Raw genomic sequence first — 14929 nt, 5'->3', positions numbered from 1 at the left:
AATCATTGATTTTCAATTGATTTGTTGGTACTTGGCTTGGGTTAGCTTAGAAGCCAGTACTTCTAGGTCTATTCCCATTATTTCTTTATTTACTTTAATGACTTTGTTTTTGAGGTCTTTGGGTAAATTTTTATAGCCATGCATTGCGCCTAAAATAGTGCCAGCTACAGCGGCAACTGTATCATTATCTCTGCCGTAGTTTACAATAAATTGCATGCATTTTTCAAAATCTCCATCAGCATATTTAAGTGCAGTAATTAGTATCTGGTAAATTTCGCCCGAATGGAACGCAATTGCTTTTTCGTTTTCCTCTAAATATAAAAATAACATGTTTTCAATTGCCCAGTCTAACTCAGTTCTGGGATATGAATTTGGCATTTCTACGATATTTTTATCAATAAATAAACTATCCAGTTTTGCTTCTTTTTGGGTTAGTAATACTGCTGTTAAAGAAGTTTCGGTAATACCTGCAGAAATTCTACCAACCAATCTACTATCTTGGTATTTTAGGGGGTCTACAACAAGAGTAGTTGTAATTAAAGAGTCTATGTTTTGGGTACGCATGGCTTTGTTGGTTAAAGCTGCAACTAGACCAGAAATGTCTTTAGCGTAGCCTATATCAAAAATAGAATGCGCATAGGCGTTTACGTAGGCTTCTTCAGGAGAATTGGCCCATAAGCCAAACATGGGTGTGTAAAGTTGGCCAGCACAAGACATTTCACCGCCATAAAATCTGTTAGAGGCTTCAAGATAAGCAGAGGTTCCTTTTTTATAGGCCTGAGCAACCCTAGCCCATTCTTTAATCCAATCTATTTTTTCAATAGCATCATCTAAAAAATCGGTACTATTAAATGTTTCTTTGGTGTTTAGCTTTTCAACTTCTTGTTGGTAATAGCTTAGAATAAAATCGACAAAATTTTCAGCGTTTTGGTTGTTTTGATTAGCGGTAAGGTAGGCTGTTGCAAGCATTTTCCAACGAGTATCGTCAGTTGTAGCTCCAGCCGGTAAGTTATGCTCCCAAGTACCCTCAGGAGACTGAACTCGTAAGGCCGGGGTTAAATTTGTTATGTAGCCATATTTTAATTGAATATTATCTCTGTGCCACATTTCTGTTGAAGCACCCATGGCATCACCTATTGCAGAGCCTACAAGCGCTCCCAAAACTTTATCATAATAGTCTTCCTTAGAAATAGCAAAAGTATCTTGAGAAAAACTGGTGTTTGGTGAAGGTATGTTAATACTCGATTTTTGCTCTTTGGCGCAGGCTGAAAGAAGAATTAAAACTAATAATTGCGCATATTTTTTCATTGTAGAATTAGGTTTTTAGCTAGTACAAGTAAACGTTCTTTTTCTGATAGGCTTCTAGTTAGCGGCAATTGCGCTAACCCAATTATTCTTCTCATAATTTCAATGCCAGCTATTTGTTGAGTTATTTTCATCGAAAAATCTTCAGTATAAGAATTCTTAATATCGGTAAAAATTTGCTTGTTGCCAGTTGCCATAATTACATGGGCGGCCATTACACCCAAATCAAATTCAGCGAAGCCTAAAAAACTAAATTCGGGGTCGATAACAAAGAGCGAATTTTGTCTTTTTACCCAACTACCAGGGTAGTAGTCGCCATGAATTAATACCTCTCCTTCACTTAAATACAATTCTCCAAGACTTTTGATGATGGTTTTTAATTCCTCATCATTTTTAAAAGGCTCAGCTAATTGTTGTAATCCGGTTTGTACATCATTTAGATTAAAACCGTTTTCTTGTTCAAAAGGTAGTACAAAAATATGCTGGTGATTCAATTGCCGTAGCTCCTTATTTTTTAGAGGCGTGTTTTTAATTGGAGTTTTATGAATCAACTGTGCGAGTTCTATTAAAGAGGTGACGTCAGATGGAGCTATACTTTTTTGGTCATAAATTGTAGTAAGGTCTTGAATGTTACCCAAATCTTCTTGTATAAGCGTGTAATTATTGGGATCAAAATGCAAAATCTTTGGGAAAGAACGTGCAGCTTTACTTTTCTTAAGGTTATTGTAAAATTGGTATTCTACTTGTATTCTATGTAAAGGGGCAGGTATTTGAGGATATTTTTGAACGTATGCTCTAGATTGCTTTAAAATGTAAGAAGTAACATCAGTCTTAATTCGTAAAACCACATTCATATTACCTTCTCCTGGTTTTTCCACTGCAATTATAAATTCGTTGGGTTGAATTACACCTTGTAGTTTTAAATAGTTTTCAATGGCTGTAAAGGAAGAGTCGAGTGAAAATTTTTTCAATTTTTTTCTTTACAAGATACGGGGAAAGCCTAAAACGAAAAACCCACGCAACTAATGCGTGGGTTTTCGTTGAAGTGGTACCTCCAGGAATCGAACCAGGGACACACGGATTTTCAGTCCGTTGCTCTACCAACTGAGCTAAGGTACCAGTATTTCAAGTGCCTTTTTGTTAAGGCGGGTGCAAATATAATTTCAATTTGTAGATATACAAATAAAAATAACAAAAAAGCATTCAAGAATGCCTATCAATTGCTCATATTTGTGTTATGAATCTAGTTGTTGATGTTGGTAACACCCGAATAAAACTGGGTGTTTTTGATAGAAATGGTCTGGTTGAAGACCAAATTAGTCACAGAGAAAATTTTCTTGAATCTATAAAAACAGTTTTTAACTCACATCCTAAAATAAAAAGGGCCTTGGTAGCTTCTGTTGGGGGTGAGGTAAAAAATGAAATTCAGGTACTTTCTTTATTCTGTAAGGTACATGTTTTAGATGCGCAAACTAAATTGCCCTTTAAAAACAGTTATGCATCTCCTCAAAGTTTAGGGGTAGACAGAATTGCGTTAGCAGCAGGGGCTTATTGTAGTTACCGGGGTAAAAATGTTTTGGTTATTGATGCAGGTACCTGCATAACTTATGATATGGTAAATGATTATGGAGAGTATCTTGGAGGAGCTATTTCTCCAGGTTTAGGTTTGCGTTACAAAGCTATGCATGAGCATACGGCTTCATTACCATTATTAGAACCCCAAAATGAGCTAATTGACTTTATTGGAAATACAACAGAAAACTGTATGCATAGTGGAGTGTTAAATGGAGTTTTGCAAGAAGTTGATGGTGTAATCAACCAATATAACGCACGTTTTAAAGATTTAACAGTCATTTTAACAGGGGGCGATTCGCATTTTTTTGCTAAACGCTTAAAAAATATCATATTTGCGAATTCTAAATTTTTGCTAGAAGGATTAAATCACCTACTGGAGTACAACAAACAATAAATGGCTAAGAAACTTTTGATTGCATTTATGTGCCTATCGTCTTATGGGATTTTTGCACAAAATGGTACCGTTTCACCTTATTCTTTCTTTGGTATTGGAGATTTTAGAGATGTAGGTACAGTTGAGAATCAAATGATGGGTGGCTTACGCATGTATGCCGATAGTATCCACATTAACTTAAGAAACCCTGCGGCATACTCCAACCTAAGACTAACAACCTATGCGGCGGGTATTGGTCATAAAGAGTTTAGGCTTAAAGATGCTAATGAGCAGCAAAATACATCGGTAACTAATCTAGACTATTTAGCTATAGGGTTGCCGTTAGGAAAAAATATAGGTTTAGGTTTTGGTTTGTTGCCATACTCTTCTGTAGGTTATAGCCTAAGTCAAACTTCTTCTAATACACAAGGCGAAGAAATTATCAATGCATTTTCTGGTGAAGGTGGTTTAAACCGAGTTTACATGTCGCTTGGGTTTCAGGCAGCAAAGAATTTAACGCTTGGTGCTACTGTTAATTACAACTTTGGTAGGTTTGAATACACAAGAATACAGAGTGTAGAAGGTGTGCAGTTGGGAACTATAGATGATAGAACTTCAAGAATTCAAGGTTTTGATTTTAATTACACCTTGAATTACACCCCAATGATTTCCGATAAATTGAAACTATTTTCCTTTTTAGGTGCAAATACTCAAGTAAACCTTAATGCTGATAACGAGCAAAGTTTAGGATCATTTTCGTTAACTACGGGTCAAGATATCGAGGTTATAGATGTGGATTTAGCTGCACAAAATCTTGATAGAACTTCTATTAGAGTACCAACCATTTTTACGCTCGGTTTAGGTTTAGGAGAAGAAAAAAAATGGTTTGTAGCGGGTGAATACAGCACGCAAAAGAATAGCGAATTTGAAAATGCCTTCTTACAGTTAGATAATGTGGGTTATGATGATGCGTCTACACTATCATTAGGTGGTTATTGGATTCCTGATTATACTTCCTTTTCAAGCTTTTTAAAACGGGTAACTTATCGTGCAGGTTTGCGTTATGATCAAACCGGAATGGTGGTAAACGGAAAAGATATAAACAACTTTGGCATAACTTTTGGACTAGGTTTTCCACTCACTGGTGTTGGTGTAGATAGATTCTCAAATTTAAACGTTGGGTTTGAACTCGGCAGAAGAGGAACCACAGATGCGCAACTCATAGAGGAAAGTTATTTCAAAGTGAACTTAGGATTGTCATTGAACGCCAAATGGTTCCAGAAAAGACAAATAGATTAAATTATAAAAATTTGTACATTAACCACTTCAAAATTAATAAGATGAAAAAGACTTACTACTTAACGATGATTGCAGTGATTATGTCGGCGGGTTTAAGTGTAGCCCAGGCTCAAAATCCTGAGTGTATGACTAATCTTTCAATTTACGCAGAGCATGCAAAAGTTAAAAATTACGATGCCGCTTATGAGCCCTGGAAAAAAGTAATGACTGATTGCCCAGATTTAAACAAGGCAAACATTTCTTACGGAGAAAGAATTTTAAAGCATAAAATTAAAAACTCTTCTGGAGCAGATAAAGACGGTTATGTTCAAGAGCTTTTATCGCTTTATGATGATGCTAATAAATATTTTGCTTCTAAATATCCAAAAGGTGATGTTATTAGTGATAAGGCAATCTTAATGGATCAACAAAACATGGCTTCTGATAAGCAGGTTTTTGATATGATGGATACCGAATTCAAAGCTAATCCAACATCATTTAAAAATCCAAAAGGTTTGTATCTATACTTCTCTAGTTTAGTAAACCTTTACGATTCAGGTGCAAAAGACATACAAGAAGTATTTGATACTTATGATGCTGTAGTTGAGCAAATGGATAACATTAATAAGGGATATACAAATAACATTACCAAGCTTTTAGCAAAAGAAGAAGCGGGTACTATTTCTTCAAAAGAAAAAAAGAACTTAGGTATTTACAGTAGAAATTCAGAGGCACTTGGTAAAGTATCTGAAAGTGTTGATGCTAAACTAGGTAAACTAGCCGATTGTAGTAACCTAATTCCTTTATACGAGAAAAATTTCGATGCTAAAAAAGGAGATGTTAAATGGGTTAAGAGTGCTGTAGGTAGAATGTTTGCCAAAGAATGTACAGATGATCCTTTATTTGCTAAAATGGTAGAAGTACAGGCAGAGTTAGATCCATCTGCAGATGTATATGTTTATTTGGGTACTTTGAAATCTAAAAATGGTGACAAGAATGGAGCTATTGCTGATTTTAACAAAGCTGTTGAGTTAGAAGCAGATGCTGTTAAAAAGTCAAATATTCTTTACAAAATTGCCACTATAGTACGTAGAAGCAGTAAGTCTCAAGCTAGAAGTTATTTAAGAAAAGCAGTTCAAGCTAATCCATCTAACGGTAGAGCTTATATCTTAGAAGCTAGTTTGGTAGCATCAAGTGCTAATGCATGTGGTAAAGATACTTTTGAAAAAAGAGCAATCTACTGGATGGCGGCTAATATTGCAGAAAAAGGTGCAAGAGTTGACCCTTCTGTAAGTGGTTCAGCAAGCAGAGCGGCAGCAAGTTATAGAGCTAAAGCTCCAGACAAAACAATGATTTTTAACTCAGGCAAGGCTGGTCAAACTATATCTTTCAGCTGTTGGGTTGGTGGTAGCGTAAAAGTACCTGCCTTATAATGAAGAAAATACCTTCGAGAACACTATATAGCATTGCCACGGTTTTTACCGTGGCAATCCTTTTTGTGGGCTGTAAGGATAATTACAAAAGAGTAGGGCAAGAGGTAAGTGAGCGGGTTTTTCCTCAGGGTGTTGCCAAAAACTTTACAGTTACATATACAGAAATAACTGAACCGTTATCTTCACAAGATTCTTCTGATACCAAATTGGTATTTACGCTCCGTAGTCCGTTAAATGAGAATTATGATAATTTAAAATTTGCGCATCAATTATTTCCAGAAGGTGTTGAGGTAGACTTCTATGATAAAGAAGGTAAAAAAAGTACAGTTGTAGCAGATTATGGCATTATGTATTCTGAAACTAATATTATTGATTTGCAAGGTAATGTGGTAATTACAAGTCATGACGGTAAAAAACTAGAAACACCACAGTTATATTGGGATAGGGCTAAAAAATGGATATTTACTGAAGCAAAATTTACCTACACTAACCCTGAAGATGGAACCATAATGGACGGTGAGGGTATGGACTTCAATAACGATTTCACTTATTTTAATGCGCACAAAACGTATGGTTTAATGACCATAAGTGAAGAAGAATAATTACAAAGACAGCATTTTATTGATTTTGAAGATATACTTTTGAATCAAAATTAGTTGAAATTAAAAATGAAAGGATTTTTAAAATATACCATTTACATTAATCTGATAGTTTCGATATTATCAGTTTTTATGGCGGTAAGTAATTGGCAGGGAGATAGAAATAAAGCCTATATTTTTATTTTGCTTGCTTTGGTGACTGGATTCAACTTCTTCTTTAGAAGACATTATTATAAAAAATTTGAACAACGTAAGCGAGAGAATCAAAACCAATAATCTTGGATAGTTCATCTCTTATAATTAGCACTGCTTTACTCTTTTCTGCGTTTTTCTCAGGAATGGAAATAGCTTTTGTTTCAGCTAATAAAATCCATATTGAAATAGAGAAAAAACAAGAAGGATTTTTGGCTAAAGTTCTTGGGTGGATTACAAGAAAACCATCAAAGTTTATTGCCTCAATGCTCATTGGTAATAATATTGCTTTAGTGGTGTATGGTCTTTTTATGGGAGACAAGCTAATGGCTTGGTTTAAAACCTTTCTACCTTCAGCTAACAATTTGGTAAACCTATTATTGCAAGATTTTAGTTTGCTATCACAGACGGTGATTTCAACATTAATAATTTTACTTACCGCCGAGTTTTTACCAAAAGTATTGTTTCAGATTTATGCGAACACTTTTGTAAAGATATTGGCGTTTCCGGCATATGTTTTTTACTTATTATTTACCCCAATCTCTTGGTTTGTTATTAAGGTATCAGATTTTGTTTTGAAAGTATTTTTTAGAACAGAAGGTGATGAAATACAGTTGGCGTTTAGTAAAATAGAGCTAGGCGATTACATTTCGGAGCAATTAGAAGCAGTTGAAGAAGAGGATAATGTTGATTCTGAAATACAATTATTTCAAAATGCATTAGAATTTTCTGAAGTAAAGGCTAGAGAAGTAATGATACCCAGAACAGAAATCATGGCAATTGAACTTCATAACACGCCTAAAAATTTAGCAAAACTCTTTAGTGATACAGGGTATTCTAAAATATTGGTTTATAAAGAGACCATTGATGATATTATTGGATATGTACATTCCTATGAACTGTTTAAAAAACCAAAAACCATTAAAAGTATTTTAAGACCTGTTGAATTTGTACCAGAAACCATGTCTATACATGAAATTTTAAATGTGCTCACCAAAAAACGAAAAAGTATAGCTGTGGTTTTAGATGAATACGGTGGCACTTCTGGTATTATGACAGTAGAAGATATTGTAGAAGAATTATTTGGTGAAATAGAAGATGAGCATGATTCTACAGATTTGTATGAAGAGCAATTAGATGAATTTAATTACAAATTCTCTGCCCGTTTAGAAGTGGATTATGTTAATGAGACTTATAAGCTAGAGTTGCCAGAAGGTGAAGATTATGAAACCTTAGGAGGTTTAATAGTTAGCAATACCGGTCAAATTCCTGGTCAAGGGGAAGAAATAACCATTGAAAACTTTTTATTTCAAATAGTAGAGGTTTCGAACACCAAAATAGATATGGTAAGTATTCAGGTGTTAAAAGAAGAATAAATTTTAAATTATTAAAAGGCGTAAACACCTTATCAATAAGGAAAATAACTACTTTCTTTTTTGAAAAGAAAATGGTATTTTCGCCCACCAAAATTAGAGGATAAATGGCAATTTTAAGCAATATTCGAAAGCGTACTACAGTATTAATTTTAATTATTGGTTTAGCGCTTTTCGCTTTTGTGATTTCTGGTATTTTTAATAGCAATGATTTAGGTGGAGCTAAAGTAGGTTCTTCTATCGCAGAAATTAATGGAGAAGCTATCGCAAGAGAAGACTTTCAAAGAAAAATGGAACGTGCTTCTAGACAGTACGGACCAAATTTCTCAACTACACAATTGGTAAACAATGTGTATAACCAAGAAGTTAGAAGAGTAGTTCTAGATCAACAGTTTGAGGAATTAGGTATTGCTATTGAAAGCGACCAAATTGTTGATTACGTAAGAACAAATCCAGGATACGCTCAAATTCCAGATTTTGTTGATAGCGATGGTAATTTTAATGCAGAGCTTTTTAGAAATGCAATAGCCGATTGGAAAGCTAACGACCCTTTGCGTTATGATGCTTGGTTACAAGATGAGAAAAACATTATGCAGTATGCCAAAGAGCAGATGTATTTTAATTTAGTAAAGGCAGGTGTTGGAGCTACATTATCAGAAGGAGAGTTTGATTATAAACTTCAGGGCAATAAGGTAGATATGCAATATGTAAGAGTACCTTACAACGCTATTCCTGATAGTACCATTACAATTTCTAAATCTGAAATTCAGGCTTATGTTAATGAACATAAAGATGATTTTAAACAAGAACCAGCGAGAGATATTCGTTTTGTGTTTTTTGAAGAGAAAGCATCTGAAGAAGATGAGTCTGCAATAAAAGCAGCTATTGTTAAAGTGCTAGATGATGCAGTGGAATACAATGAAAGTACAGATAGAAACGATACTATTCTTGGATTTAAAAATACTACAGATTATGCGGCCTTTTTAGACAGATATTCTGATACTAAGTTTGATACTATCTACAAAGCGAAAAAAGATTTACCACAAATAGCCGCTGATTCAATTATGGCACTTTCAATTGGTCAAATCTACGGTCCTTATAAAGATGGAGGTTATTACAGCGTAACTAAAATGGTTAGTCGTAAAGCAAATGGTTCAGTAAAAGCTAGTCATATTTTATTTGCTTACGAAGGGGCTACAAGAGCAAATCCTGAAGTAAAAAGAACAAAAGAAGAAGCTGAGGCAGAAGCAAAAAGAATTCTCGTAGAAGCTAAAAAGTCAGATGCTGATTTTGCGGCACTGGCTAGAGATAATTCAGACGGTCCTACGGCTACTAGAGGAGGAGATTTAGGTTACTTCCAAGAAGGAATAATGGCTGATGAGTTTAATGATTTCTGTTTTAACAATTCAGTTGGTTCTATTGGTTTAGTTGAAACTCAGTTTGGTTTTCATATCATTAAAATAGATGATAAACAAGATGTTGTTCAAATTGCAAACCTTTCAAGAGAAGTACAGCCTTCTGAAACTACAACTAGTAACTTGTTTACAGAGACAACAAAGTTTGAAATGGAAACCACTGAGGCTGATGCAGAAAGCTTTTCTTCTATTGCAGAAAAAAGTGAATATATTGTTAGGCCTGTAAATAAAGTTAAGGCGCTTGATGAGAACTTACCTGGTTTAGGTCAACAACGTAATGTAGTGCAATGGGCATTTAGTCCAGACACTGAAGTTGGTGATATTAGAAGATTTGATTTAGCTACTGGTTATGCAGTAGTTCAAGTAACCAAAAAGTATAAAGAAGGGGTAATGGCTTCAGAAGATGCTTCTGCCACCGTACTACCAATTTTAAGAAAAGAAAGAAAAGCAGAGCAGATAATTGCAGCAAATAAAGGTAAAGACATGTCTGCGTTTGCATCATCTAACAATGTTACACAGTCAACTGCAACCGCAGTTACCGCCAAAGCTCCAACCATTCCAGGAGCGGGTCGTGAACCATTGGTTGTAGGTACAGCTTTAGCTATGGAAGAAAATCAAACTTCTGGCTTACTAAAGGGCGAAACAGGTGTTTTTATGGTAAAGGTAACCAAGAAGGAAGACGCTATTAGTTTACCTAACTATGCAACCTTTGGCACTACGTTAAGTAATCAAAATAGAAATGCTGTTAATACACAAGTATTTAATGCATTAAAAGAAAGCGCAGAAATTGAGGATAACAGAGCAGATTTCTTTTAAATTACCATATCCTCATAAGAAATAACAGTAGCAAAACCCTTGGCTTTAAAATAGTCAGGGGTTTTTTCATTTCCAGTAACAAGAATAAAATCGCCACCCCAAGCTCCTAGACTTTTAATAGCTCCAAAATAATCAGGAAATTTTCGCTTTATTGGCGATTGTCCTAAAACATTTGCCAGAACTTGTTCATGTTCAATGATATGAGATTCTAATTCCTCAATAGTTTTAGCCTCAAGCATATGCTGAGTAATTGTATTTACTTTCGAAAGTAATTCTTGCTTGTTAAAACGTTGTTGTCTATAGTTAGCAATAGCTTCTCTACTATCTTGCTTTTTGTTGAGGTAAACAAAAAATAGACGTTTTTTAAATTCTGGATTAAAAAGCACTGGTATGATTTTAGGTTGACCTAAATCTAATTGATATAAGATAGGCTGAAAATTTTGTGCACAGGCAATATCATACCCACTACCTCCTAGTGTTTTGCTTAATAACTCAAAAGCATCAATTTTGGCCCATTGAGCAATATTATTCACCAAAGTTGACGATGTTCCTAACCCCCAATTTCGAGGAAATGAAAGGTGCGTTTCTACTACAATACCTTGGCTTGTTTTTAAAAATGCGGGGTTTAATTCCTTCGCTTTTTTAAGTATTTTCAAAAGTATAGTCGCTTTTTCTTTATCATTAGTTGTTCTGGTGTGCTCTAGAGTTAGTGCGTATTCTACCTCAAACCAAAGCGTTTTGTCAGCATCATAGCTTTTCCATAAAAGTGAATCTGTATTGGAATAACTAAATTCTAATGTTTGACCATATTTAGTAGGTACGGCTAAGCCAACGGCTCCGTCTAGAATTGCGTATTCACCAGTAAGCAATAACTTACCATTGCTATAGTATTTTTGCACCATTACTTTCTCAAATTTTGTAAAGCTTCTGCCACAGCTGCATTGCTAATTTCTCTATCCTTAAAATGAGCTACTAATTGTTTCTTTTCTTGTTCATCAGCTCCAGCTTGGTTAAGTAAATTAAGTAAGTGCATTTTCATATGTCCTTTCTGAATACCAGTGGTAACTAATGAACGTAAAGCAGCAAAATTTTGAGCTAAGCCAGCTACGGCAATTATTTGCATAAGTTCTTTAGCTGTGGGTTGTTGTAGTATTTCTAAGGCGAGTTTAACAAGCGGATGTAAACTAGTAAGGCCGCCAACCGTACCTAGAGCCAAAGGTACTTCAATCCAAAAATAAAAAGTGTCATTTTCAATTTTTGCATGTGTTAGGCTGGAGTATTTACCATCTTTTGCGGCGTAAGCATGTACACCAGCTTCAATGGCTCTAAAATCGTTGCCTGTAGCGAGAACAACAGCGTCAATACCATTCATTACACCTTTATTGTGTGTAACGGCCCTATAAGGCTCTGCTTTGGCAATAGCAACAGCTTGTATAATTTTATCGGCAAAATTTTTAGAAATAGAAGAAGGGCTTTTGTCGTCTGAAATACGGCAAGAAACCTCTGCTTTAACTACGCAGTTTTGCACGTAGTTGCTTAAAATACTCATGACAACTTCAATATCTAAATCTACTTTTTCTGACTCTCGCTCTAAAGTTTTTGCAAATTGTTCAAGACAAGAGTTGATAAAATTTGCACCCATGGCATCTAAAGTCTCAAAAGTGCAATGCAGTTGATAGTAATTTTGTAATTCTTCGGTTTTGTTACGTAGCTCAATTGAAGTAATACCACCACCTCGTTTTTTCATGTTTTTGGTGATGGTTTCAGTATCTATGAAAAATTGAGGTTTTATTGTATTAAATAAAGTCTCTAATTTATTTGCATCTCCTTTAAACATAAAGTGAACCTGACCTATTTTCTCTGTTCCAAGAATAGATGCTTTAAACCCTCCTCTGGTTGACCAAAACTTAGCAGCATTACCTGCAGCAGCAACCACAGAGCTTTCCTCAATAGCCATGGGTATGGTATACATTTGCTGGTTAATCATAAAATTAGGAGCAACAGCAAACGGCAGGTAATAATTGGTTAGCGTATTCTCAATAAACTCATCATGAATCTTTTGTAACTCCTCGTTTGAGTTCCAATAAGTTCTTAGAATTTTTTTTGTTGTTTGGGGGTTTTTAGAAAAGTTTTGAGCAACCCAATCTATTTTTTCTTCTTTGGAGAACTTAGAAAACCCATTTACCGGTTTTTGCATACATCTAACTTAGTTTTCAAATATAATTCTTTCGGCTTTTTACCTTGGGCTTAGAGAGCTATTTGTTGCTAAAAGTTTACTTTTTCGATAAATTATTAGTAAACTTGGTAGGTTTAAAATAAAAATAACTTTCATGAAAAAATTCGTGTTTTTACTCACTTTCACGATTTCACTCTTTAATTTTTCAATTGCACAACAAAAACAGATTTCATTAGACGAAATCTGGGGTGGAGAATTCCGTACAGAATATATGGATGCTTTAAGGTCTATGAATAATGGAACGGAATACACCGTGCTTAATTTTAATAGAAATCCTAGAGGTACTTCTTTAGATAAGTACGACTACAAGACGCAACAAAAAATTGAAACTATTGTTGCCTCTGGCGGAATTATACCCATGTTTACATCTTACGAGTTTAGTGGTGATGAGTCGCAAATTATACTTGCCACTGATGTAGAATCTATTTATAGGCGTTCAAGATTGGGTATATATTTTGTTTATAATGTGGCAAGCAAAAAAATAGTTCAGATTTCAGATAAAAAGATTCAAGAACCTACGTTGTCACCAGACGGTTCTAAAGTTGCTTTTGCTTATGATAACAATTTATATTTATTTGATTTAGCTTCAGAAACCACCACACAGCTTACAAATGATGGTGAGAAGGGAAAAATAATCAATGGTATTACAGACTGGGTGTACGAGGAAGAATTTTCTTTTGTACAAGCTTTTGAATGGAATAGCAACGGTAGTAAAATTGCTTTTATCCGTTTTGATGAAACTAATGTTCCGCAATTTTCAATGGATGTTTATGGTCAAGAATTGTATCCTCAGCAAGACAAATTTAAATACCCTAAGGCAGGTGAAGCTAATGCTGTAGTAAGTTTACATATGATTGATGTAAAGTCCGGAGATATTTCAAAAGTAGATTTAGGAGAGGCATACTACATTCCAAGAATTAAGTGGATGAATAACCCAAATTATTTAAGTGTACAAACAATTAACCGTCATCAAAATCATTTAAAGCTACATGAAGTAAATGCCAAAAATAATACGGTTAAAGTATTATTGGAAGAGAAAGATGATGCCTATGTAGACATACATGACAATCTTACTTTTTTGGCTGATGATAGTTTTATCTGGACAAGTGAAAAAGATGGTTACAATCATATTTATTTATACGACCAGGATGGTAATCTAATGAACCAAATAACCCAAGGCGATTGGGAGGTGACAGATTATTACGGTTACGACCAAGAAAATGATAGAATCTACTATCAATCAGTAGAAAATGGCTCTATTAATAGAGGGGTGTATAGTATTTCTAGTGGTGGGGAAGACAAAAAAGAACTCGCTGTAACCGCAGGAACCAATTCAGCATCATTTAGTACAGATTTCACCTATTTTATAAATACGTACTCTAGTACTACAACCCCATATCAATTTACCTTACACAATGCTATAGATGGTAAAAAGGTGGCAGATATTAAGAATAATAAGGAGTTAGAAGAAAAGTTGTCTGGTTATGAATTAAGTAATAAAGAGTTCTCAACCATTGAAATTAATGGTAATGAACTTAACATGTACATGATTAAACCCAAAAACTTTGACCCTTCTAAAAAGTATCCTTTATTTATGTTTCAATACAGTGGTCCTGGTTCTCAGCAAGTAGCTAATAGATGGAATGGTACTAATGATTACTGGCATCAAATGTTAGCACAGCAAGAAGATGTTATTATTGCTTGTGTTGATGGTAGAGGAACAGGTTTCAAGGGAAGAGATTTTAAAAAAACCACATATTTAAATTTGGTAAAATATGAAACAGAAGACCAGATTGCAGCTGCTAAAAAACTAAGTGAATTACCATATATTGATGAAGCCAAAACCGGTATTTGGGGATGGAGTTTTGGTGGTCACATGAGTACCAACTCTTTATTAAAAGGTAGTGATGTGTTTGAAATGGCTATTGCAGTAGCACCAGTAACTAGCTGGCGTTTTTATGATACTATTTATACAGAGCGTTTTTTGCGTACGCCTCAAGAAAATCCGGGAGGCTATGACAATGAGTCGCCATTTAATTATCCAGAGCTATTAAAAGGTGATTATCTTTTAGTTCATGGTTCAGGTGATGATAACGTTCATTTGCAAAATACTATGCGCATGGCCGAGGCTTTAATACAAGCTGATAAACAATTTGATTGGGCCATCTATCCAGATAAAAACCATGGTATTTATGGTGGTAACACCCGTAAGCATTTATATCAAAAAATGACTTCTTTCGTTAAAGAAAAGCTGGTAGAGCGTCCTAAAAAAGACACTCCGGTTATAGAGGAAATTAAAGGATAATAAACAGCCAACTAACTAAATAAATAGAT

The 14929-nt window shown here is 34.7% G+C and carries 12 protein-coding genes and 1 tRNA gene; 8 read left to right on the top strand and 5 right to left on the bottom strand.

The window, feature by feature from the left end; all coding sequences use genetic code 11:
• Positions 1-12 precede the first annotated feature (12 nt).
• The 3 genes from H5V42_RS04425 to H5V42_RS04415 form a co-directional block, all read right to left on the bottom strand.
• Positions 13-1308 carry an ADP-ribosylglycohydrolase family protein gene (locus H5V42_RS04425; RefSeq protein ID WP_185781919.1) on the bottom strand — a complete coding sequence of 432 codons (1296 nt, stop codon included), beginning with the start codon at positions 1306-1308 and terminating at the stop codon, positions 13-15.
• Positions 1305-2276, bottom strand: a complete 972-nt coding sequence (locus tag H5V42_RS04420) for a phosphotransferase (RefSeq protein ID WP_185781918.1) — start codon at positions 2274-2276, stop codon at positions 1305-1307. Before H5V42_RS04420 ends, H5V42_RS04425 begins: the two co-directional genes overlap by 4 nt.
• 75 nt (positions 2277-2351) lie before the next feature.
• A tRNA-Phe gene (locus H5V42_RS04415) sits at positions 2352-2424 on the bottom strand.
• A 118-nt stretch (positions 2425-2542) separates the two neighbouring features.
• Between H5V42_RS04415 and H5V42_RS04410 the strand changes: the two genes are divergently transcribed.
• From H5V42_RS04410 to H5V42_RS04385, 7 genes are all read left to right on the top strand, one after another.
• Entirely contained in the window at positions 2543-3274 is a 732-nt protein-coding gene (locus tag H5V42_RS04410) for a type III pantothenate kinase (protein WP_185781917.1), read from the top strand.
• Positions 3275-4552, top strand: coding sequence for a hypothetical protein (locus H5V42_RS04405; protein WP_185781916.1), 1278 nt, complete (start codon positions 3275-3277; stop codon positions 4550-4552).
• A 41-nt stretch (positions 4553-4593) separates the two neighbouring features.
• The gene (locus H5V42_RS04400; protein WP_185781915.1) at positions 4594-5964 is read left to right on the top strand and encodes a hypothetical protein; all 1371 of its coding nucleotides are present in this window, start codon (positions 4594-4596) and stop codon (positions 5962-5964) included.
• Complete coding sequence (lptC, locus tag H5V42_RS04395) at positions 5964-6566, top strand: LPS export ABC transporter periplasmic protein LptC (RefSeq protein ID WP_185781914.1); 603 nt, start codon at positions 5964-5966, stop codon at positions 6564-6566. Before H5V42_RS04400 ends, lptC begins: the two co-directional genes overlap by 1 nt.
• A gap of 66 nt (positions 6567-6632) precedes the next feature.
• Positions 6633-6839 carry a hypothetical protein gene (locus H5V42_RS15155; RefSeq protein WP_188669503.1) on the top strand — a complete coding sequence of 69 codons (207 nt, stop codon included), beginning with the start codon at positions 6633-6635 and terminating at the stop codon, positions 6837-6839.
• A 2-nt stretch (positions 6840-6841) separates the two neighbouring features.
• The gene (locus H5V42_RS04390) at positions 6842-8131 is read left to right on the top strand and encodes a hemolysin family protein (RefSeq protein ID WP_185781913.1); all 1290 of its coding nucleotides are present in this window, start codon (positions 6842-6844) and stop codon (positions 8129-8131) included.
• Between the two features lie 104 nt (positions 8132-8235).
• Positions 8236-10359: a peptidylprolyl isomerase gene (locus H5V42_RS04385; protein WP_185781912.1), complete on the top strand. Its 2124-nt coding sequence runs from the start codon at positions 8236-8238 to the stop codon at positions 10357-10359.
• Here H5V42_RS04385 and H5V42_RS04380 read toward each other — a convergent pair.
• Both H5V42_RS04380 and H5V42_RS04375 read right to left on the bottom strand, forming a co-directional pair.
• On the bottom strand, positions 10356-11261 hold the full coding sequence (locus H5V42_RS04380) for a GYDIA family GHMP kinase (RefSeq protein ID WP_185781911.1): 906 nt from the start codon (positions 11259-11261) through the stop codon (positions 10356-10358). The two genes, H5V42_RS04385 and H5V42_RS04380, sit on opposite strands and share 4 nt — an antisense overlap.
• Positions 11261-12556 carry a hydroxymethylglutaryl-CoA reductase, degradative gene (locus tag H5V42_RS04375; RefSeq protein ID WP_185781910.1) on the bottom strand — a complete coding sequence of 432 codons (1296 nt, stop codon included), beginning with the start codon at positions 12554-12556 and terminating at the stop codon, positions 11261-11263. Before H5V42_RS04375 ends, H5V42_RS04380 begins: the two co-directional genes overlap by 1 nt.
• Positions 12557-12689: 133 nt before the next feature.
• Between H5V42_RS04375 and H5V42_RS04370 the strand changes: the two genes are divergently transcribed.
• Complete coding sequence (locus tag H5V42_RS04370) at positions 12690-14900, top strand: S9 family peptidase (protein WP_185781909.1); 2211 nt, start codon at positions 12690-12692, stop codon at positions 14898-14900.
• Positions 14901-14929: the final 29 nt, after the last annotated feature.

It is taken from the genome of Croceivirga lutea (assembly GCF_014235875.1).
GTDB classification, from domain to species: Bacteria; Bacteroidota; Bacteroidia; order Flavobacteriales; family Flavobacteriaceae; genus Croceivirga; species Croceivirga lutea.
This window is presented reverse-complemented; position numbering and strand designations above follow the sequence as displayed.

Coding starts and splice junctions, on each gene's coding strand:
- H5V42_RS04425 (WP_185781919.1), bottom strand. CDS start 1,308: ATGAAAAAATATGCGCAATTATTAGTTTTAATTCTTCTTTCAGCCTGC.
- H5V42_RS04410 (WP_185781917.1), top strand. CDS start 2,543: ATGAATCTAGTTGTTGATGTTGGTAACACCCGAATAAAACTGGGTGTT.
- H5V42_RS04405 (WP_185781916.1), top strand. CDS start 3,275: ATGGCTAAGAAACTTTTGATTGCATTTATGTGCCTATCGTCTTATGGG.
- H5V42_RS04400 (WP_185781915.1), top strand. CDS start 4,594: ATGAAAAAGACTTACTACTTAACGATGATTGCAGTGATTATGTCGGCG.
- lptC (WP_185781914.1), top strand. CDS start 5,964: ATGAAGAAAATACCTTCGAGAACACTATATAGCATTGCCACGGTTTTT.
- H5V42_RS15155 (WP_188669503.1), top strand. CDS start 6,633: ATGAAAGGATTTTTAAAATATACCATTTACATTAATCTGATAGTTTCG.
- H5V42_RS04385 (WP_185781912.1), top strand. CDS start 8,236: ATGGCAATTTTAAGCAATATTCGAAAGCGTACTACAGTATTAATTTTA.
- H5V42_RS04380 (WP_185781911.1), bottom strand. CDS start 11,261: ATGGTGCAAAAATACTATAGCAATGGTAAGTTATTGCTTACTGGTGAA.
- H5V42_RS04375 (WP_185781910.1), bottom strand. CDS start 12,556: ATGCAAAAACCGGTAAATGGGTTTTCTAAGTTCTCCAAAGAAGAAAAA.
- H5V42_RS04370 (WP_185781909.1), top strand. CDS start 12,690: ATGAAAAAATTCGTGTTTTTACTCACTTTCACGATTTCACTCTTTAAT.